The sequence below is a fragment of the Proteus sp. fly-1008 genome (assembly GCF_040140305.1).
Classification (GTDB): domain Bacteria; phylum Pseudomonadota; class Gammaproteobacteria; order Enterobacterales; family Enterobacteriaceae; genus Proteus; species Proteus vulgaris_B.
The window spans coordinates 263,360-282,894 of the sequence record NZ_JBEEWH010000005.1 but is presented as its reverse complement, the minus strand read 5'-3'; the positions used below and the strand labels follow the sequence as shown (position 1 = coordinate 282,894).

Here is a 19,535-nt window from a genome sequence, read left to right as displayed (position 1 = left end):
AGTTAACCTCCCGAGTTACAGCAGTCTTGCCAGCGCCACAAAATGTAGAGCGCATCTTCACCGGCACCGGGGATCGTTCGCCACTCTCCCCATTTCATGGTGCTTTCACCGATGACATGTGCACTTTCAGTTTCCGGTACAGGGAAGAACATACTCATCTTGTATTGGGATTTCGGCAGCATGGGTTCGACAACAGGTCTGCATAGCGCACTGTTCCCCATTGTTCGCCTAGCAAGACCACGCCTGTGTTGAGCCGCGATTGCACGCGCCGCTAAATGGCTGGTGTTTTCTGCTAATGAGCCAAAGGCTAAGGTGTGGCCAGATAACGGGTAGAGATGGCCCCAACTGCCAGCACACCAAAACAACTGGTCGATGGGTTTACCAAGCGTTGATGAAGCAGCGTCAGCGGTACAAGCAGATATAGCCAATGGATTGGCAACGGCAGCCGCTTCAGGCTGAGTAAAAAAGGCCAGTTCATCGTTCAGCCATGTTGGGTCCAATTCCGACAAATACATCAAGTCAAAGTCCATGTAACCATCGGCATTGCAATTGCCATCCATGAACAAATCGAGCATGACCAAAAGCGGAAAGGCGTAATAATGGTAATGGTAGAAAGCAAGATCACCGGTATCGTATTCACCTTCACCATGACCACCTTGCAATCGCCTATCACCTAACGGTAAACGAATCCCTCCCAGTGAAGGCGAACAACCTGGCGTTCTGACCAGTTCAATCAAACGCGCTGGCTCCCACATGCTGGTAACAATACCTGGCCTTGGCACACCTAAGTTGTCTTCACATAAGCAAAATGACTTGTTTGATGCGCCGCTTGGGACACTGCCAGAGCCAAGAGGAAGACCCGCAACTCGGATAGGAAAAATGCATGACCAGCAAACATCCGTCAGCAACTTACCCGACAATAACCCCGCGTCTGGGCAGGTCAGTTCGGCTTTTGCAGGAATAGATGCGCCAAGGACAAACATGACAACGAGAGTCCGCAACAGACGATACGTATTATTGAGCTTTTTCATGAACAAGCTCCTTTGCTGGAATTTCTTCTATTTCAAACGCGAGTCCCTTTGCTTGAACAAACGATGGGGTGACTTGCAAATCAAAGCGCTGCTTTAGCGAGGCATTGAGAAGATAAACCGGACTGTCCAATGTCTTTTCGAGCGCATTGAGGCTATTCCAACCTTGAGCACGGTCGAGCTGCGTGGTGATAAGCGTAATGCGGCGCAGCGTCCTATCTTGGCCCTCAAGCCAATGCGCTACTGCGTCCACTTCTTCAGCGTTCGACGCATTAAACACCACGAGCTGCTGAGTAAATGGCAAGGCTTTGAGCGGGTTAATACGCGTTCCTGCTGGGATCAATGTTCGGCCATTGGCATCCAATAGTGGCCGCTGCATGACGATGGTTGGATCAACCGTTCTTATCCGATACTGCGTGGCTTTGGGTAAGTCAGTGAATGTTTGGCGAGACCAGAAACGCTCAATGGCTTTTTTCTTTAATGCGCCCAGGTCAATCGACTGTAATCGCTGCATCGCCACTTGCATCAAATCCGGTTCTAAAATCGAATGAATCGGACCGCGTTGACCCAATGAACCGGTATTGCCGCTTTCAATTTGGCGTTGCAACCAGTCCTTGCTGTAAACCCCTAGTGCACTTGCAGTCACCTTGTCATCGTCTATGCGAAAAATGGCAGGCACGCTAGTCACCCGCCAGTGCACAAAGGCTTTCGGATCGATTCGAACCTGAGGAACAGGATCAAGTCCCGCCATCAGGGTATGCCAATCACGGATAGCCGCCCCCAAGGTCTTTCCTTCAGGAATTCCCCGAAACAACACAATAGCACCGGTAACACTGGCCTCTTTAAATAGTTGCTTCAGTGACGAATCACCCAATGAGGACGACGCAAATATCAACCATTCATCGTTGTGTTTGAGCGACACAGGTTGTTCAACCGGTGCAAAAGGCTCGATAAATTCAGATGAACCATCCACAGCACTTTGTAAAATGCTGCGGCTCATTTCGACGATCTTTTTGTCTTCGTCAGACAACAGAAAAGGCTCTTGTGCCCAGGACACTTGAACCCAAGACAATGGAGCAACCAACAAAAATAAGAGACATAGTCTTTGCATCATCTACCTCTTACCAAAGCGGCCAAGCGCGACCGACAATCTGCTCGCGCTTAACGGCATTCCAATAGCGGGAGTCGAAACTCGTTGCAGCCTCGCCGGAAAACCAATACTCGTTTTCTTGCAGCGTCAATGAGCGGCTAAATTCTGTTTCAGCCACACCAAGACGCTGGGCTAATGTCATGCCGGTAGAGACTTCAGCACCATTCACCAGCACATGCTCAGGCGTCACCTTGACTTCATCCCCTGGCATCCCTGTTAGGCGTTTCAGCATCCGAGTACCGTCGTTATATAACGGAGCGAGTCCTTTTGAGTGGAAGGCATACAGACCATCCTTAACGGGCTCTTTATTCCATAGGTCAATCAGATATACCGTGGTATCAGGAAGGCAGCGCTCTTGCTGGGTATCAATACCTATTCGGTAGCGCATCATGGCGTAGGTGCCTACCAAGGCCATGATTAACGCAAGAACAGTCAACCGGATGAGATATGGCCGCCAAGGCATTCTTTTACGGAGTATCTGCATGAGACACCTCCTTTGAGCCTACTGGCACAAATACGGACTCATCAGCACCCACCACCGCCTGGGCATCCAGCACGATAAAACCGGCCGTTTTTAACTTTTCAATTTGCTGATTGGTCTGAAGCAACCTAGATTCGATTTCCTGTTCGCTGGCATTGGGGCCCAGTGACAACACCGCCTCCCCAAAATCCACGACTGCAATGGGCGTACTTAACGCCAACTGGCTGTGGATGGGTTCGAGTGTTTTCATTAAGAGCCAGCTGGTCATTAACCCGCTACCAGCAACAGACAAAGTAATAGAGGCCATAAATGGCCAAAGCGTGGACTTATTCATAGCCTCGCTCCTTTAACAACTGGGAGATGGCATCAGCAACAGAAAGGCCTTTGCGCGTTAACTGTTTAATCGCGTTTACATCTTCTGCACGGGACGAGTACAACAGCTTGTGAAACGGATCGACGATGAGGCGGCCAATCCCGGTGCCCATTTCGGTAATAAAGAAAATTTCGGAATAGACACCAGTGACGGTATGAACCGTTTTCAGGTATTCATAGCCGCCTTCACCTAGTGGCAAGCGGCCTTCTTTTTTGAGCGCGTTGATGGTTTCAGCTTTTTGGCCAAGCAGGTACATATTGGCCGAGTTTTCAGCGATGGCTTTACCTGTAGGGCTGTCATACAAATCGTTGACCGACTGCGTTACCGTTACAGCACTGCCGCCATATTTTCGAAATCGACGGTAACCCGTCTCGATGAACTTACCGACATCACCTTGAGTCAGCAGATCCCAGGCTTCGTCAATGAACACAATCTTGCGACGATCACGCTCACCTAAGTACATCTCTTGTTGGATTTGGTAGATAAGCTGAAGCAACACTACTTGTTGTAGATGCTTACGCCCCTTAAGCTCTTCTAACTCCAGAACGGTGAAACGGTTTTTGAAGCGAATATTGTTGTGGCCATTAAAGAATCGGCCATATTCGCCCTGTGTCGTAAACGGATAGAGCTGCTCACCCACGTCTTGCACACGTCGGTCTTCGTGATTTTTCAAGGCCTCTGCCACATCATCAACTAACATGGCACGACCTTTTTTCTCCCACAGTTCACGGGTCTGACGCTTTAGGTTGGCCATCTGAAAATCGGTTAATGACTGCGTGGGAGCGGCCATTGCGGCCAATAACCCAACCAACACATCCGCTTCTTCGTCATAGTCCTCAACGATTTCAAACGGATTTAAGCAAATGCCACTGTCCCGCCCGAACTGTAAGAACTCACCGTCATAGACTTCACACAGCTTTTCATAAGAGCGGCCAACATCAATCACCCAGCATTGGCCGCCTTCTGATAAGTAGGAGGAGATGATTTCGTTCACCAGGAATGACTTACCCGATCCCGATTGCGCCGCGATGCAACAATTGTAATTACTGCCCGAGTCATAAAGGGACACACTCATGATCTGGCCATTGCGGGAAACAAAGTTAATCACCGGCGTGCCAGTGCCTTTCCAATCCGCAAACAAAGGCAACAGAGGGATGATATGCCGTGTCGCCATGGTCTTGAATCGAAACAAATCGTTCATCGCCTGGCGGTCAGCACCAAATGGCAAGGCATTCAGGAAAATGGGCAAACAGAAGTACTTGTCTTCCATCAGCTCAAATCCGAGTTCTTTGAAATAGGTTCGAGCATTTGAAACAGAGCTGATCGACGCTTCTTCTGTTGGTGAAAACAGCGTTAAGGTCATATTTGCCCGAATAGGACGATCACCTTCTTGCAAGGCTTCAAAAAGAACATCAAATCCCTTTTTCTTGGCTGCAAGCACCGGCACAAACTTGAGCATCGGGCCATAGGCCTGATTGACCGCCCATTGACGCTTCGTCTCTAAACGAGATCGCATCGCCTCGGCTGAGGGAAAGTGAATGGTGACATTCAGCAAAAAGCTGCCGCGTAAACCGCGACTGCCCGTCATCATATCGCCCGCAAAACTTGCGGCATGACCAAACCAGATCCGCTCAGGCAAGCGCTTAAACGATAAGGTTTTAACTCGGTAATCGCCCAGCATCAGACCTTGGCTATCCACCTTGATAGCTCTGTCATAATCCAACACTTGCTCTCGAAGTGGTTTATCTGCCTCACTGCGGATTGGTGATGGATTGCGCCAGGAAGCATCTTTTCCCCAGTTAAGCTGCGCACTTAATGCCGCGAGCCAGTTTCGGTCAGTCATCTCAGTGACGCGAAAACCAACCGTTGCCAGCGCTTGCGAGAAAGAAGCCCGAAGCGCGGATGCTCGACTCAACTCACGATCCGTCGGTATAGGACTTTCCAAAGGCAATTTGCAGGTGACGATCAGTTGAAAGTTGCGTACCTGAGTCTGGGTCGATTCTTCTATCGGTTGAACCGTGCCCCCATCGAGGAAATCCGCACGTTTGCGTATCGACGCCCTAAGCAATGGATCGGATTGACGATGCCGTAAGCCCATCATGCGCTGAAGGTCGGTTTGAATATCAGGGGATGCGTACAGGCCAAATTGCAGCAAAGTGTCTTTTGGCCAGTCGTTGTTGAGTAGAACATTAACCCTGTCTGCAACAGACTCATCACCACCCGGCAATGGGTCACATAGAAAACCAAAGCCAACACTCTGGTCTTCCATGAAAAACAGTTGCTCATCGTCGGAATAGGCCAATACTGGCAAGAGCTCTGAAGCGCGTTGCCCTGAATACAGAGAGGCTTTCATTAACGCCCCTCCAACCAAGCAGAAAGATCATAAGGACGGCCTCGGCTGATGCGACCATCATTGGCGACGATGAAAGGCACACCTTGAATGCCCAGGATTTGAGCCGTCACCAAGGTACGCTGCATTGGTTCTAAGTTGCAGGCATCATCCTGTTCTAGGTTACCAATCCGGCCATTCAGCAATGCATCGGTGGCCGCTTTTTTGTCACGCGCACAGCCAAGCTGGCGAACCTGACGCTCTGAATCAGGACCAAGCACTGGCACAGGGAGTATTTGGAAGGTGTATTCTTTGGTTAGCGGTAAAGCTTGTTTCAAAAGCTCATGGCAGTGCGGACATCGTGGATCAACAAAGACCACCACTTTCTTTTTGCCTTCGCCCAGCGTCAGTGGGTTCAAATCATCCATTTTTAAGCCAAGGCGACTTAAATCCAGAGTGTTTCCCGCTTCTCGAATTTCTTCAAGGCTGGTAAGTGGCTTTTTGGACCAGGCATCATAGAGCGTGCCATCAATGACGAACCGGCCACTATCTGACATGAAAACAATACGGCCATTGCTTTCGACAGCTTTCATACCCGTGACAGGTAAAGAAACCATGCCGTCAATTTTGCCAACGGGCGACACTTCAGATACAGGTTCAGCTTGAACCAAAGGAGACAGCGCAAGCGCCAGAATAATTGGAGATAGTTTTCGCATGAGGAGTCCTCGTTAATGTAAATCGAGGCTCCAGTCTATGCAGTTGTCCTATGTGGACTCGGTTAGATAGATTGAAGAAATCGCAATCTAACTAGGGGGCTTATAGCTCGTTGAGGTTTGTTATAAACGAATTACTCGGCGTTTGCGTTAACAAGCCAATCATCAAGCACTTGCTTCAATTTATCTAATTGCTCTTGATGTTTTGCTTGATTCTTTGCCAATTTGTTTATGTTCTGCAACTTCCAACGAATCGCTGGCAAGTCTGCTGCATTAGGATAGTCAAACAATGCCCAGTCAGGTTGCCCTCTTTTGAATGACATAAGGAAAGCATAATCCCTTTCTGTGAAATGTTTTTGCAGCGAAGTTAACATCATAGGCCTAACAGAAGCTAAGTCTTCGCATTCAACTTTTTCAAAAGTCATTCCATCAAATTCTGCCTGAAATTTCTCATTCAGCGGCTGCCAGTTTGGCGACATGACTTCATTAATAGGCCGAGGATGACTTAATGTATAGGTTAAAAAACCCACTAAAATCTCTCTCGAAACCCCTTCACTGCCAAGTAACATACGCACATCAAATAAGTCGCGAGGATGTTGGCGATCCATTGCAGCACACAATTTCCCACCATACAGATCGGGAAGACTGACTACCTGAATCTCAGCATAACCAAACTCGTATTCAACAGACTCTTGAACTGCCATTATTTCTGCACTATGCAATGTACCTCTGGCGACGGGCGACACTTCAATTTTGATCGTCGCAACCGGACTTGATACAATTATTCTCAGTTCATCAGCTTTATTATCCTGAAATGCCGCTCTGATATCTGGTTGAGTATTGATTCTGTCTGTAATGCGCTGCAATGCAGCCCTGACATTAATCAAAGCCTCATCTCTTGGTTCAAGTGGAAGATAAGCAAGATCAATATCTACAGATAACCGAGGAAAATCTCTCACAAATAAATTAATGGCGGTGCCACCTTTAAGTGCAAAAACCGTCTCTGTTGCTACCACAGGCAGCATTCTTATGAGCAAAGAAACCTGTTTGTAATATGGGCTATCTTTATCCATTATGTTGTTCACCTTTTTTGACGCTTAATATCTCTGGCACTGTGATTTGATATCGCTCATCAAAACGTCCTTTTTCGACAACCTGCCGCTTTCCTGCCCCCAATTTAATTCTTGTTTCATCTATGCGATTGACCCACTGGTGATCGTAGTATCGACCCAGAAATAGAAATATTCGGTTTGCCTGAACAGAGCTGCTTCGTTCAAGAATATCTTGTACTTTTCTAGGGCTAAGATTGACTAAACCCTGAAATAATTCTGCGACATGCTCAAATGAAATCAGCTTTCCAATCGCATCTACCACTTCATAGGCAGCAAGTTCTGCACAGCTGACAGTGAGCTCTTTCTCTTTAACCGTGATCCTTTTCAAATCTTTCTCGGGATTCACTTCAAGCTTATGGTTTCCGCAGTAAAACCAATTCTGATAAGGGAATTCACGAAACCATTTCGGTAAGGACGACTTGTTTTTAACGCAAATCCAAACTTGCTCTTTGTTCAGCTGCAAATAGTGACTCAGTCCTTGGTGAGTTAAGCTGCTCAATCCAGCCAAATGAACTGGAACGCCCAATTGCACATCCAATGCTTGAATGGCATCAACCCAAGTTGGCTTTATATCGCCCTGCGCATTTGGACGATAGTACACACCAGAACTAAGCTTCTTCAGCCAACCGTTCTGCGCGTACTTTTGAGCCAACGAGTAGCTCACGCCGTTTTCAGTCAGCCATTGCTGAAGTACTAGCGCACCAGGAGAAGTATGAGCAACAAGCCAGTTTATTTTAGATGACATTTTAACACCCAAAGTATGAATATCACGAACAGTATAAACCATATAGTTTATTACGATAGGAATTTTAACACCTTAGGTATTAATATACAAAATAATGTAAACCAAGTTCGTTAATGTGGCGTCGCTGAAATGAAAAGGTCTACACAACATCACCAATAACCCGATGTTGTGTATACCTAAGTTTGATTGCCTTAAGTGAACTGCCTAATATGGCTCACATTCAGGTGCCCAGTAAGACGACGCTGATTGCTGGAACTGTTGTGCCAATGACTTCTTGAGTGCTGGCAACAACAGGTAAGGTTGCAGACATAACACTTTCAACGACTGTTGGTGTGTTGTAGAGACCCATACCGCCACCAATGCCCAAGGCAAAGGCCATCAAGCTTTGGCGAGCGATACCGCCCACAATACCCACCAGTACCATGGCTCCCGCTACGATCCGTCCCAAAGTACCTTGGGTCCAATCTTTTAGGGTATCCCACACATCGGTGAAAGCATCACCGCCGGTGCCCGCAAATGAGGGCTCCGAAATCATTAACGCCATCAAACCAAGCGCACCAATGGTCATTAGGCGCTGAGTTTGAATGGTGCGAACTGCATTTGTCATTCGTTAGTTTCTCCGTAGATACTCAAGTTATCGCGCTTACCATCAGCTCCCGCTGAGGTTGAATCGCTCTGAGTCTGAAGTGGACGTAGCACAGGCGAAACCGTTCGAGGTGCTGACACCCCAATATCCCACCGGCGCGGTTCAATTTCGGTAAACACGTAGCTGGATAAATTCAGATCTCCACGGTCATCCTCCCAAGGCGCAATCCAAATTCGCATCACCCTTGAAGGAATGCGAATAGGTGCAGATTGCTGCGTCTCAGGTAATGCTGGATGGCTCAGCAGTCCTGTCTCTAAATCAGATTGTGAATACCCAGAGGGAGAACCAATTCGAGTCGCCACAGCATCAATCGTCTTGGGTGCAGCGCCATTACTGGTAAGCTCATAGACTTCACGAGCGGATAAACAGCGCACACCGTCAGGCATACCTGGGCATCCATATTCACTACTCCCAAGACCCAATGAACTACAGCCAGACAATAAGGTTGAGCCGACTGCCAATAAAAGTAATCCAGCTTTAGACCACTGTTTTGACTGGTGCTTTGGGTTGTTCTGCATTGATGTCGTCATGGTTAACTCTCCTCTGGATACACATCTTATTGTCTGAAGCGGACTTCGATCGGTTAGCAACATGCAGGATTTTTTCATCTTCTTGCACCTACCCCTTGTGAAGTGGCCAATGACAACGAGGCCCCACGAGTGACTATGACTTCAATTTTCCTTGCAGCGTCTACCTCTATGACTGGGAACATATTTTCAGCCATGTCCAAATAGAACTTGGCCACTCGATCCAATGCTTTACCTGTGCCTTTAATCGCAGCGCCTTGTAATGCTTCTTGGCTCATGACTTGCTGGTACAGCTGAGTATCACCGGCATTACCCGTCTGAATCGTTGGTACAGGATTCACATCAAATGCGCCAGCCAAGCCCTGAAGGAATCCGGCCATCATCGATTTGGCCACCAGCTGGCCTTGTTTCGACACTAATCGGCCACGAATACCGGCTTTGCCGTCTTCACCCACGGCATAAGAATCCAGTCGCGTTTCAATGACGCCACCATCTTCTCTCACACATGAAATGGTCTCGCCTCGCAAATAAGCACGCTCAGAGCTCAAATCACCGTAACCTGCGGCGATCAAGAAACACTCTTTGATATCCGCTCTAAATCGGTTGGGTAAAATGGCTTCCTTTTGAATCCTCAGCAATGCAGGAAAAGGCTCGCGTCTTGCGGACTCGTGAGTAGGTGCATCCAAACCGGTGATCAAAGTACCTGAGATGATGCTGCCCGCCGGTAGATACAAAGGCGGCGCTTCTTGCACAACAACCTCTGGTTCAGCAACCACTTCAGGCTCAATCATACGAATCGTGATTGGCGGCAATGGAACATCTCGTGCTCGTGTACCTTGGCCATTGGCTGGCTGCTGATAGAGCGGATCAGGCAGCGGCGCATTGGCAAAATAGTCGTCTGGGTTAGACGGCAGTGGCTTTTCGTCTTTGGGTAATTCCATGGCAGATAAAGGCACTTCAAAACGGCTATTTGTGCCTTCAACTACTGAATCTCCCCCAGCGCGAACATCATCAAGTTCCGCTCGAAGGCGAGCCAACTCCGCATTGACCTCACTTGGTATAGAAGGCAAACCTGGGCTTAGCCGTCCTGAATCGACGTCACGACGCAAGCGCTCAACTTCACGACGTAACTGTTCATTGCGCTCACTGAGTAGTTTTACGTTCGCAGCCAAACTATCGACCCCAACATCACGAGTATTGGTATCCGTAAGAATGTGCCGGATCGTTTCCTGTCGGTTCCGACTGCTTGAGCCATCGTCAGGAGTAGGTGAAAACACCATCACCATAAAGACGAGACCACCAGCAATACCGGCAACCGATAGGCCCCGCTTCATGTTCGGGCTCATTTGTTCCCATTGTGCTTTCATCGTTATTCACCTCCCACAAGAAGCGAAGGTCGCTGACTTTCCAACGCTTCTTCACGATGATTGCGAACAACCACATACAACTCAGTCTTTTCACCCAGCAACAAGATATTGCGAGGCCAGTAGGCGCTTGCCACTATATCTGGTGCATGACAGGCTATTTCACTGGCTTCTATCGGCTCATCGGCAAAGCTTTCAACCAGTCCTACATAGACGGTGAAGTAATGTCCCGTCACAATTTGCCCCTGCTTAAAACCAAACTTTAAGCCCGGCTGAAAACATTTCGGGCTTGTGTCAGTTTGGCCAGCTAAACGGATGTCATAGCCTTGTGGTAACTCATTTAGTGCAAGGCGTCTGAGTAAATCACGTAAGCTATCGACGTATGGCTGAGCCGTTTCCCAAGTGGCGGCTTTTCGGTTCACGACGCCCTTAATGGGCCACTGCTGACCATCAATAGCTAAGGTGATTTCACGCGGTGGAATACGACGAGGTACTAAGGTGACAGATAACGCAGGCGCTTCCTGACCAGTCGGAGTGATGTAAAGTGAAACCGGTGATTCTTTGTCCGTGGCCACATATACTACATTCCCCTTGATTTGCGTCTGAGCATCACTGGTTGTTCTCACCTGAGGCGATTCAAACGGCGTCACAATCCGGTTCAGATGGCCAAGTGCCACAGGGATCAGTTCATTGACTCCCGGTGTCATTAGTAGCGTTGTTGGCGCATCCGTTGCAACCGTATTGCTTTGAACCGATGGATTTGCAGTAGCAGACTGCTTCATCACACTGGCTGGCACAATCGGCAATTCCACGTCCGCATACGACGCTTGAGATAATAGGACGCCACTTAAGCTCATTGCGATTAAGCTTGGTGTCATCCATCGACTAATTTTGGTTCGCATCATTCACCCTCCGGTTTTGCTCTTGGGTCAACTTTTCACGAACGCGCTTCGTTCTAGCTTGCCCCTCATACGTATCCATCCAGCTAAGTTTTGGACGGTATTGCTCAATATCGATATCAAACTCATAGGTGCGAGTTTGGCGCTGCTCATCTCCAGATGGTCCAGAGACCAAGGAATAACCGGTCACAAAGATATGGCCGGTTTCATACTCATACTCCACTTGTCTGGGTTGGAATTTGAGCGTGACTCGGTCTTCGCGGATTTGTCTTGCCTGAATCTCCAGTGCATCGACCACTTGCTGGTACACCGCTGGAGAAAGTAGCGGCTCAATGGCAACCCGGATGAAAGACACATTACCCGGCGTCACGTTGCCCATAAGCTCAGCCAGGTAGAGTCCCCAGGATTCAAGGTAAGGTTGAGTGGCTTGGTTTCGTGACACTTCAGCCGTTTCAGACAAGGTTGGTGGTTGAATAGCTACCACGGTATTGCGAGAAAATGCCGCTACCGCAAGCAGCAAATTAGATAGCACCAGCACTGCAATCAGGAACCGCTGCCATCGGTTCTCTAATTGCGTGCCTTGCCATGATTTTAAAAACACGTCGAACTTCACGGCAGATAGCTCCTGATAAATGGGTTAGGGATCGTCTTGGCTTTGGTTGGCAACAGTCCAGCCCAGTAGATGGCGTGAAGAATAAAACCATCAGGGCGACCATCACGAAAACGCCGATAGAGCTTGGTTGTCACCAACCCCAACAGGCATAAAACCAAGGCATTACCGGTAAAAATGCCGATCACTAGCCCCAACAGAATGGGAGCCATCTCATCGGCACTCCAAAGCAGGAAGTGCGGCGGGTCATCGATATAGGACGGAATACTCACAGGTTCCATAGTCACTCCTCGTTGTTTGAATTGAGAAGTGAAGAATGCCCCGAAATAACTCAGGGCTGTGGTCAGGTAGATATCGAATTCTTGAAGGTTTTGAACTACCGAGCGCTAGTTCATCTGTTTTAGGGAGGTGGTTGTCTTAGAAATTGATATTTCTGACATTTGACTTATTGATTTGCTTAGTCAAATCGTAACTGGTTAACTGAGCAACTATCTGCTCTGAAACACCTAAATCGTTTGCAATATCAAAAATCGAAATACCCAAATGCTCGTTAAGCTGATCTATTGCAGCTGATAAAAGCTCTGGCTGTTCCATTGGTATTTGATCATCTAAGTCTTCTGTTTTCGATTGACCCGATTTATTCAAATAAACATTGGCGGTTCTGTACTGTTGCGACGAAATTAACCCAAGATAATTAGCTCGATAAATTATTGCTCTCGCACTAACACGCCATCTAAGTTTCAATGCAAAGATTTTCTCCCACCTGATTCGAACTGGTCCCACACATTGAGGAAACTCTTTCAGAAAAGCCTTACGTGGAAAAAGAAACGCACTTGCAAAAGCATCAGCTTCTCTCTCTGTTTTAGCACACCCAGTTTCTACACCTTGATGCAAAACCAAATGGCCACATTCATGCGCCAAATCAAAGCGCATTCTACAGCAGCTTTCCTTCGCATTATTTCTTACTATGATGGGTCTTTTTCGATTCATTGATAACGCATCAACTTTATCTGAAACACCATCAAAGCAAGTGATTACAGCGCCATTATTCTCCAGTACTCTTACCATGTTTGTAACTGGTGCATCCAAACCCAAACCCCAGTTAATACGACATTGCTCCGCAGCTCTTTCGATAGCCTCCGCACTCAGATCTGATTCTTCAAAATCAATAAAATTGGCAACAGGCAACTCAAGATGATCTTCAATAATCTCAACTAATAGTTCAAAAATGGTGCCGAGAGCCAATACTCGATTTGCAAGTCCAACTGGTGTTGTTTTGCGCTTGCGAAAGTGGCATTGCTCATACTTAACATCATTTTGTGGTTTCTTAAAAAAGAAATCACTTTTCACTTTTAATACTTCAGCCAATGCCAAAAGCAGGTCTTCAGCAGGTGGTTTAACACCTGCTTCAAGCTGATGTATAAACTGACGACTGACCGCAACTAACTCACCAAGTTCTTGTTGAGTAATTCCGGCCATCAATCTCGCCAGTCTTAGTTTTTCACCAAAAAATTCGTTATTCATGATTTACTGCATTTTTCGACTTTTTCTTAATTTTGATTTTAGAAACAGCCGATTCAAGTTCAACACCATGAGAAACATTCTCATCAGTATCTGTTATTAACGTAACCTTAGAATTCATTGGCACTTCCCAGTTGACTACAATTTCACCAACATCGCTATAACCAACGAAAAAGGCGCGATCTACACATTTAGTTTGATCAGTGCTCAGAACAAAAAACCAAATGATCTCTGACGGACTATCTTGTGTTGAAAATAACTCCATTTGCATCATAGCTTCATGGGAACGTATCAGTTTCCCTGATGGGAGTTTGTCAGGCTGACCTTTCCAGAAACGAACTGGAACGTCAGCGATACTAAACGTAAACCTCCCTTTCGGGGTCAGTATCTTAAGCCAATCAACTTCAAGTGACTTCCTTACTAAATGTGTACAACAACACTCGTAGGACCTTATGCCCAATGATTTATTGGTGTCACCCAAATCTCTGTTGTGTAAATCTACAACTTCTGCTCGAACATCTGCTAAAAGTTGAGCAACTTCAATCAGCTGACTTTCTTTAAAATTAGGGTTTAGTGTCATCGGTGTGTTCAAATTTGTTACCTCAGGTAGTAAAGCAATAGGATTAGATACCATGGACAATAATATGCTAATTTTAAAATTTGTCAACCTGCCACCAACTTGTTAACCTGAGATTAAAATGTAAACTAAATCTTCTTCTGCAAGTGACTTAACGCCAACCCCGCCATCAATGCCAAACCGATGATCAGCGACGGCAACACCACCGGTGGAATAGCCAGCGGGGCGAACAATCCCATAAACAGCAAAATGACACCTGAGCCCAGGATAATCATGCTGTAGCGGTGAATGATTGGGCTCGAAAAATCAAAGGTTGTCTTCTTAATCTTCCAGGTCATCAAGCCGTCCCACAGCGCCGGTAACATGAGAATAAGCGCAAAGGGCAACCAGACCATCAGTAAAGCAAATCGAGTAAACACTTGGTACAACACATCAAAAAATGCCTGAATACGGTCTTCTACCCACACAAACCAAAAGCCTCCCATGTTCTCCATCCCTTTAGAACGCTGTCGTTGCTCTTCAGTGGGGATTAGAAAATCACGCACAGATTGCTCCATCTGCGTATCCACAATCCATGACTGATACCAGCCATGGCTAGTTTGACCAATCCAATAGCTTGTTTGTGCGCCCAATTGATTTTGGATCATCTGTTTCTCTTTACTAATAACCCGGCCAGTCCAATCACCGGGCACTAACACGCCAATGGCAATAATCTCCAGCATCAGCGCCAGACACAGCAGCCAAACCGACTTATGCTTGCTCATGCCAAACTTCCTCTTCTACTCGCGCCAGCATGGCTGCAACGGTTGGCGTCATAATCCGGGCTTTAATCACTTGTTGAAGCCGCTTTGTCGTCGTATGGCCACTGACATAACGCACATCGATGCGTCCTTCAGCCAAATACGCCATCCGATTTGGACGATTACGAATCCAGGAGTAGAAATACACACCATCCACGGCGGCCCACTCGAAATGGTCAGGATCACGCAGGCGAATCCCAGTTAAAGCACTGGCGGCAGTCCAGGTCAGCGCCTCAATGAAATGCCACAGTCGTACACTGTCATCATCACAACTGACTTCTTCATAACTACCCAAGCCATTGCACAGACACAAATCAAAGATGGAATGGCCATCTAACGTGAACGCATCCGTTAAGTAGTCCGCCAAACAGTGCACTGAAGCCAAAGCATGAGGCCAGTCGGTTTCAAGTAGTCTTATGGTTTCCTTGAACTGGGGGTTATGTTGCTGCCACTGAGCGAGCATTTCTTGACTGGTAAGTGTTGTCATTTTCAGACAAACAGAATGATGCATACAGACTCCTTATGCTGCCTGTGTAGAGCTGGTTAAAATAGGAATGCGACCTTTGATCACACGGCCACCTGAAAGCTTGGCGATGTACTCCAGGTTAGGTAGCTGGCCTAATAACTGCGGTGGAAACATATCGCCTTCTTCCTCCATCAAGCGTTCGCCATGATTGCCGGTAAACAACGCGGGGCTGTCCGAGTTGGACGACATACCTTGAGTTTGCATGATGTACTGCAACCGAGTCTTAGGCAGATTGTCGGTAATGTACTGCTGTGTTTCGGCATCCATCACCCGAAGAGCTATCAGGTTGTTGATGTTACCTAACACCTGGCGAGCCTTAGCTTCACTGCCTGTACGAGCGGCAAAGTCAGCAAAGGTCTGAGTAGCAATCACACAACGCATTTTTGCGCCACGGCCTTTGTTGAGCAGTTGAATGAAGGGATCGTTGACAACTTCAGCCGCCTCATCGATGAAGATATTTACGGGACGATTATCAACACCATAGTTATAGCGGTCACCAGCCACGGCGGTGAGATCGGATAAAAGCAACGAACCAATGGCGCTGCCAACCATGGCGTCGGTTAATGAATCCAAGCCGATATACGCCACTTGGGCATTGTTGATAATACGGCCAGAATCCGTAATTAACCGGCTGTCATCCACATCGTTTGCAATCGGTGATAGCAATGGGCCTAGTTCACTTGAAGTGAGCATATTGAGTACCGGCATCAATGAGGCCACCATCTTGGAATAGTGGGTTCTGTCATGCTCAAACATACTCAATAGCCCCTCTAAATCGGTATTGGCGGCAATGGGCTGAATGCGTTCGTAGTAGAAAAGCAGCATCGCCATGGCTTGTTTAGCCAAGGTGTTGGTCTTTTCGGTAAAGCGCTTGATCTCCACACTAAAGTTCGGATACACCTGCTCCCCCCAGGCCGTGACGGCTTTTACTACCAAGCCTTCTGGGCCACCTTCCAAGAATCGTCTCAGTGTTTTCAGATCAGGACGCTGTGAAGTAAGCAACAAACCTTGCACGATGTTATTCAGTGCCATTTGGCCAAAAGCTTTAAATGGATCAGCACCGGTTTCAGATGGTATTAATGCCGCAATTCGGCTGGCGATTTCAGTACCCCGGTTAAAGTTTCTAAGGGGATTAAGCCGTACCGAATGCTCTGGAAAACCCGGATGAAAATACACAAAGCGCTCAGGACTACCGGCGGCAATACAAGCTCGCTGCGCATTATCCTTAAGTTCCTTGTCTCCCTTAGGGTCAATAATAATCACGGCTTCATTACGCAAAATGGCCTGAGTGATCATCGCATCAAAGCATCGGGTTTTCCCGGCACCGGTCGTGCCGACAATTAAGGTGTGCCCTTCAGTGTGACCAACTGGCTGGTACACATCTTCTTCTTTGGGCTCAACACCATGAATCCAGGTCGAACCCATTTGTTTGCCGTGACCTTGGTTAAGCAAGGTTTGCTTATCCCGCTTTAATATTTCATAAGCGCGTTGAGCATGACGTTGATCCCACTCAAAGCCATACCCTAACCACAATTCATCAGGATGTTTTGCCATCACCTTTTGCAAATGCGACAGCTCCATAAATGCCAATGGTTTGCCTTTTAGCCCCATCTGCAACTTATAAAGGAGATAAGCCTCAGGAAGGCGGTACAACGCCATGCCCGAGGAAATCCCTGTCATCCACCAAAATGGCTCAGGTGGTAGCTCAGTCAGCATTTCTGCGGCAATCGCCCCAGTTGCCCCAACCAGCCAACCTGCTGCTGCCATGGCTTCATAGTTCGTGCGCCAGGGCATTTCGTATGCGTTTTCTTTCATTCATGCTCCGCAAAATAACCGTTTGCAATCCGATTAATTTCAAATGGATTAACGTTCAGCGCGAGCGGTAAACAGAACCGTTTCCCCCTCATCAAACTGGCATTCGTCACTGGCCGAGATCCCCCGAAGCAATTGCCCGGCTGGAATGCCATGCTCCTTGGCGACTTGGCGTAAGGTTTGAATTGTGACGCGAATACCATCGGCACTATGATCCACGTATGGGTAATCGCCATCGGTCAGTAAGATGGGCAAATCTTTCACAAAATTAACCATCTGTTGCCGCTGCGCGTGTTTGGGGTCTGTACTTGAGTTCGCATTGGGCCCAATCGGCTTTTGCTTACGCTCCGCTCTTGTGGCGGGCTCTTTTGCTTGGGCATTAGTTGTCTTAGTTCGACTCGGACGCTGTAAAGCCTCTTCGTTCTGAATTGCTGCCGCCGGTTCTGCGTCTTGTTTGGGAAGGTCTATCAGTGCAGTTAGCCCTTTAGAAATCGATACTTTCAACAGCAACCCTTGCTCCTGAACGCCATCTTTCGTAGTCACAGTTCTGGCTTTACGCGTCGGGTTTGCCGGATCTAGTTCAAGCCAATCTAATCGACTGAGTTCAGCAAGTAGTTTTCGGGGAGCACACCAATGTCTTACGGCATCGGGATAGCGGATCATTATCTGTTCATCAACCATAACCAACGCACTACTGGCCTCTGGGAGCCATGCCAAAGATTCAGGCAGATTAAATGCTTCTGCATCGTGCTGGTTTACGTTATTTGAGATAGCGCCATCATATGAGTTGTTAGGGTTTTCACATCCATCACCTGGAGCATTTTCATTTGCCTGGGGGTTATTAACATCACTAGCAAGACGAAGTTCATCATCTTGGTCGGACGATTTTGTCGATGGCGACTCAGACGAATTGCCGTGTTCGATTGATGATGACGCGTCAGGCAAGCCTGGCTGCTCACTGGAGCGACTCTGTGGCTCTGCTTGTGTTTGCGGTGTTGCTTCCCACTCAGATTTGCTAAACAGTCTCACGCTACTTGGTACATTCGAGCTGAACAATAAATCGGCCTCAACTATATGTAGCATAGCTAACCAGATTGGCTTGTCGTCTTTGATCAGCACTTCCGGGGCAAGGCTTTCATATCGCTCATTCGAGGCGGATTTAGTGGCCAATCCTCGCTCAATAAGGATGTCCGCAAGGGTATCGGGATCTCTTGGAATGCCAGGTATCTTGTCTTTGGCCAACAGCTCAATGATGTCCTTAGCCGCGCTTTTCCAAACCAGGTAAAGATGGGTTGATTGATTCGATTTTCGGATCCAAACTCTGGCATCTCGCTGATTGACCAGCCATTGCGAACTGGCAAGTAATCGCCTCATGGCATCAAGAAGATAGCGTTCAACTGGGACACCAAGGGCATTGTCGTCAACGGAAATTCGTTGAGCTTTCAGGTCTCGCTGGACACTGGTTTGGTCAGCTTCAATAACCAATTTAGACAGGACATGCTCGGGATCGGTATTGCCAATTGCCTCTAGCATGGCTTGCAAAATTTCAGGGCCCGGCTGGGTTAACCAGGCGAGCAACTCAGGTGTCATCACCCGGTTTAATACCAAAATTGAAAATTGCTCGTGCCGCTTGCACCGTCCGTCGCGCCAGCGAATAAAATAGCGTTCAATGCTGTTGTTACTGGTCCACTGGGATAAGGTTTCTAAAAAAGGGTTCCATTGATAGCGTCCATCTTCATCCGTGATGGACAAGTCTGAAACGGGCTTACCAATATCATGGAACAAACCGCCAAGAGCCGCCGCAACACGCCACCTTGGCTCTAGCTCTTTTTTCTCAACTGGAGTGCCACTGGCAACAAAGATGATCCCTTCAGCTGCTTGTGCCGCCCAGAAAGCAACTTCCAACGAATGACGTAATAAACCGCCAGCACCACTGTGATGATGATGCTCAGAAGCTGGCAACAAATGAACATAAGCAGCAAGATGGTCAATGCAGGGCTGAATCAGACGTTGAAAATCACGCTGGTTAAAGCCAAGTACCTGGCGCAGTTTGGCAATTAGCTCGTCTTGTGTGGACTGCAAATCCTCGGGTGACGCAGCTGGCAACCCCTTCAGGAATGGCGGGTAGCGTGGAATTTCTGCATCCAGTTGCGATGACAGTTCTGGTAGTGCTTTGGCTTGAAAAAATAGGTTTTTGAACATAGTGGACCTCCGACACGATAGTGTGAAGGTTCAATCTGGCGTTGCTGGTTAATTAGATTCAAAGATTTAATACCTAAATGTGCAGACAATGTATTTAGGTCTTTTTGAACCCGATAAAAT

20 protein-coding genes are annotated in these 19,535 nt (G+C 47.6%); all 20 read right to left on the bottom strand.

What is annotated here, in order from left to right; all coding sequences use genetic code 11:
• Nucleotides 1-2: 2 nt before the first annotated feature.
• Nucleotides 3-1,031 (bottom strand): TraU family protein, encoded by a 1,029-nt coding sequence (locus ABN256_RS11265; RefSeq protein ID WP_000735887.1) that lies wholly within the window; start codon nucleotides 1,029-1,031, stop codon nucleotides 3-5.
• The gene (locus ABN256_RS11260) at nucleotides 1,015-2,058 is read right to left on the bottom strand and encodes a TrbC family F-type conjugative pilus assembly protein (RefSeq protein ID WP_223231883.1); all 1,044 of its coding nucleotides are present in this window, start codon (nucleotides 2,056-2,058) and stop codon (nucleotides 1,015-1,017) included. The genes ABN256_RS11265 and ABN256_RS11260 overlap by 17 nt, the downstream gene beginning before the upstream one ends.
• Nucleotides 2,059-2,149: 91 nt before the next feature.
• Complete coding sequence (locus ABN256_RS11255) at nucleotides 2,150-2,662, bottom strand: S26 family signal peptidase (RefSeq protein ID WP_175215521.1); 513 nt, start codon at nucleotides 2,660-2,662, stop codon at nucleotides 2,150-2,152.
• On the bottom strand, nucleotides 2,646-2,993 hold the full coding sequence (locus tag ABN256_RS11250; RefSeq protein ID WP_064497038.1) for a hypothetical protein: 348 nt from the start codon (nucleotides 2,991-2,993) through the stop codon (nucleotides 2,646-2,648). Before ABN256_RS11250 ends, ABN256_RS11255 begins: the two co-directional genes overlap by 17 nt.
• A complete protein-coding gene (gene traC, locus ABN256_RS11245) occupies nucleotides 2,986-5,385 on the bottom strand; it encodes a type IV secretion system protein TraC (protein ID WP_064497039.1) in 2,400 nt (799 codons plus the stop codon). The genes ABN256_RS11250 and traC overlap by 8 nt, the downstream gene beginning before the upstream one ends.
• Nucleotides 5,385-6,077: a DsbC family protein gene (locus ABN256_RS11240; protein ID WP_001228924.1), complete on the bottom strand. Its 693-nt coding sequence runs from the start codon at nucleotides 6,075-6,077 to the stop codon at nucleotides 5,385-5,387. The genes traC and ABN256_RS11240 overlap by 1 nt, the downstream gene beginning before the upstream one ends.
• 131 nt (nucleotides 6,078-6,208) lie before the next feature.
• Entirely contained in the window at nucleotides 6,209-7,147 is a 939-nt protein-coding gene (locus tag ABN256_RS11235) for a nucleotidyl transferase AbiEii/AbiGii toxin family protein (RefSeq protein WP_064497040.1), read from the bottom strand.
• Nucleotides 7,140-7,973 carry a type IV toxin-antitoxin system AbiEi family antitoxin gene (locus ABN256_RS11230; RefSeq protein WP_001883769.1) on the bottom strand — a complete coding sequence of 278 codons (834 nt, stop codon included), beginning with the start codon at nucleotides 7,971-7,973 and terminating at the stop codon, nucleotides 7,140-7,142. Before ABN256_RS11230 ends, ABN256_RS11235 begins: the two co-directional genes overlap by 8 nt.
• A gap of 178 nt (nucleotides 7,974-8,151) precedes the next feature.
• Nucleotides 8,152-8,466: a TraA family conjugative transfer protein gene (traA, locus tag ABN256_RS11225; protein WP_425440830.1), complete on the bottom strand. Its 315-nt coding sequence runs from the start codon at nucleotides 8,464-8,466 to the stop codon at nucleotides 8,152-8,154.
• Nucleotides 8,467-8,534: 68 nt separating this feature from the next.
• Nucleotides 8,535-9,107, bottom strand: coding sequence for a type IV conjugative transfer system lipoprotein TraV (gene traV, locus ABN256_RS11220; protein ID WP_024008834.1), 573 nt, complete (start codon nucleotides 9,105-9,107; stop codon nucleotides 8,535-8,537).
• Nucleotides 9,108-9,181: 74 nt separating this feature from the next.
• Nucleotides 9,182-10,471 (bottom strand): TraB/VirB10 family protein, encoded by a 1,290-nt coding sequence (locus ABN256_RS11215; protein WP_064497041.1) that lies wholly within the window; start codon nucleotides 10,469-10,471, stop codon nucleotides 9,182-9,184.
• 2 nt (nucleotides 10,472-10,473) lie between these two features.
• Nucleotides 10,474-11,373 carry a TraK domain-containing protein gene (locus ABN256_RS11210; protein ID WP_342639964.1) on the bottom strand — a complete coding sequence of 300 codons (900 nt, stop codon included), beginning with the start codon at nucleotides 11,371-11,373 and terminating at the stop codon, nucleotides 10,474-10,476.
• Nucleotides 11,354-11,980, bottom strand: a complete 627-nt coding sequence (locus ABN256_RS11205; protein WP_064497042.1) for a TraE/TraK family type IV conjugative transfer system protein — start codon at nucleotides 11,978-11,980, stop codon at nucleotides 11,354-11,356. Before ABN256_RS11205 ends, ABN256_RS11210 begins: the two co-directional genes overlap by 20 nt.
• Nucleotides 11,977-12,258, bottom strand: a complete 282-nt coding sequence (traL, locus tag ABN256_RS11200) for a type IV conjugative transfer system protein TraL (RefSeq protein ID WP_000433891.1) — start codon at nucleotides 12,256-12,258, stop codon at nucleotides 11,977-11,979. Before traL ends, ABN256_RS11205 begins: the two co-directional genes overlap by 4 nt.
• 136 nt (nucleotides 12,259-12,394) lie before the next feature.
• Entirely contained in the window at nucleotides 12,395-13,501 is a 1,107-nt protein-coding gene (locus tag ABN256_RS11195) for a helix-turn-helix domain-containing protein (RefSeq protein ID WP_031500457.1), read from the bottom strand.
• On the bottom strand, nucleotides 13,494-14,165 hold the full coding sequence (locus ABN256_RS11190; protein WP_124724881.1) for a hypothetical protein: 672 nt from the start codon (nucleotides 14,163-14,165) through the stop codon (nucleotides 13,494-13,496). The genes ABN256_RS11195 and ABN256_RS11190 overlap by 8 nt, the downstream gene beginning before the upstream one ends.
• 38 nt (nucleotides 14,166-14,203) lie before the next feature.
• Nucleotides 14,204-14,839, bottom strand: coding sequence for an IncC plasmid conjugative DNA transfer DtrJ family protein (locus tag ABN256_RS11185; RefSeq protein WP_064497043.1), 636 nt, complete (start codon nucleotides 14,837-14,839; stop codon nucleotides 14,204-14,206).
• Nucleotides 14,826-15,386, bottom strand: a complete 561-nt coding sequence (locus ABN256_RS11180) for a hypothetical protein (RefSeq protein ID WP_064497044.1) — start codon at nucleotides 15,384-15,386, stop codon at nucleotides 14,826-14,828. The genes ABN256_RS11185 and ABN256_RS11180 overlap by 14 nt, the downstream gene beginning before the upstream one ends.
• Before the next feature lie 9 nt (nucleotides 15,387-15,395).
• Entirely contained in the window at nucleotides 15,396-17,216 is a 1,821-nt protein-coding gene (gene traD / locus ABN256_RS11175; protein WP_064497045.1) for a conjugative transfer system coupling protein TraD, read from the bottom strand.
• A 48-nt stretch (nucleotides 17,217-17,264) separates the two neighbouring features.
• A complete protein-coding gene (mobH, locus tag ABN256_RS11170) occupies nucleotides 17,265-19,415 on the bottom strand; it encodes a MobH family relaxase (protein WP_064497046.1) in 2,151 nt (716 codons plus the stop codon).
• Nucleotides 19,416-19,535: the final 120 nt, after the last annotated feature.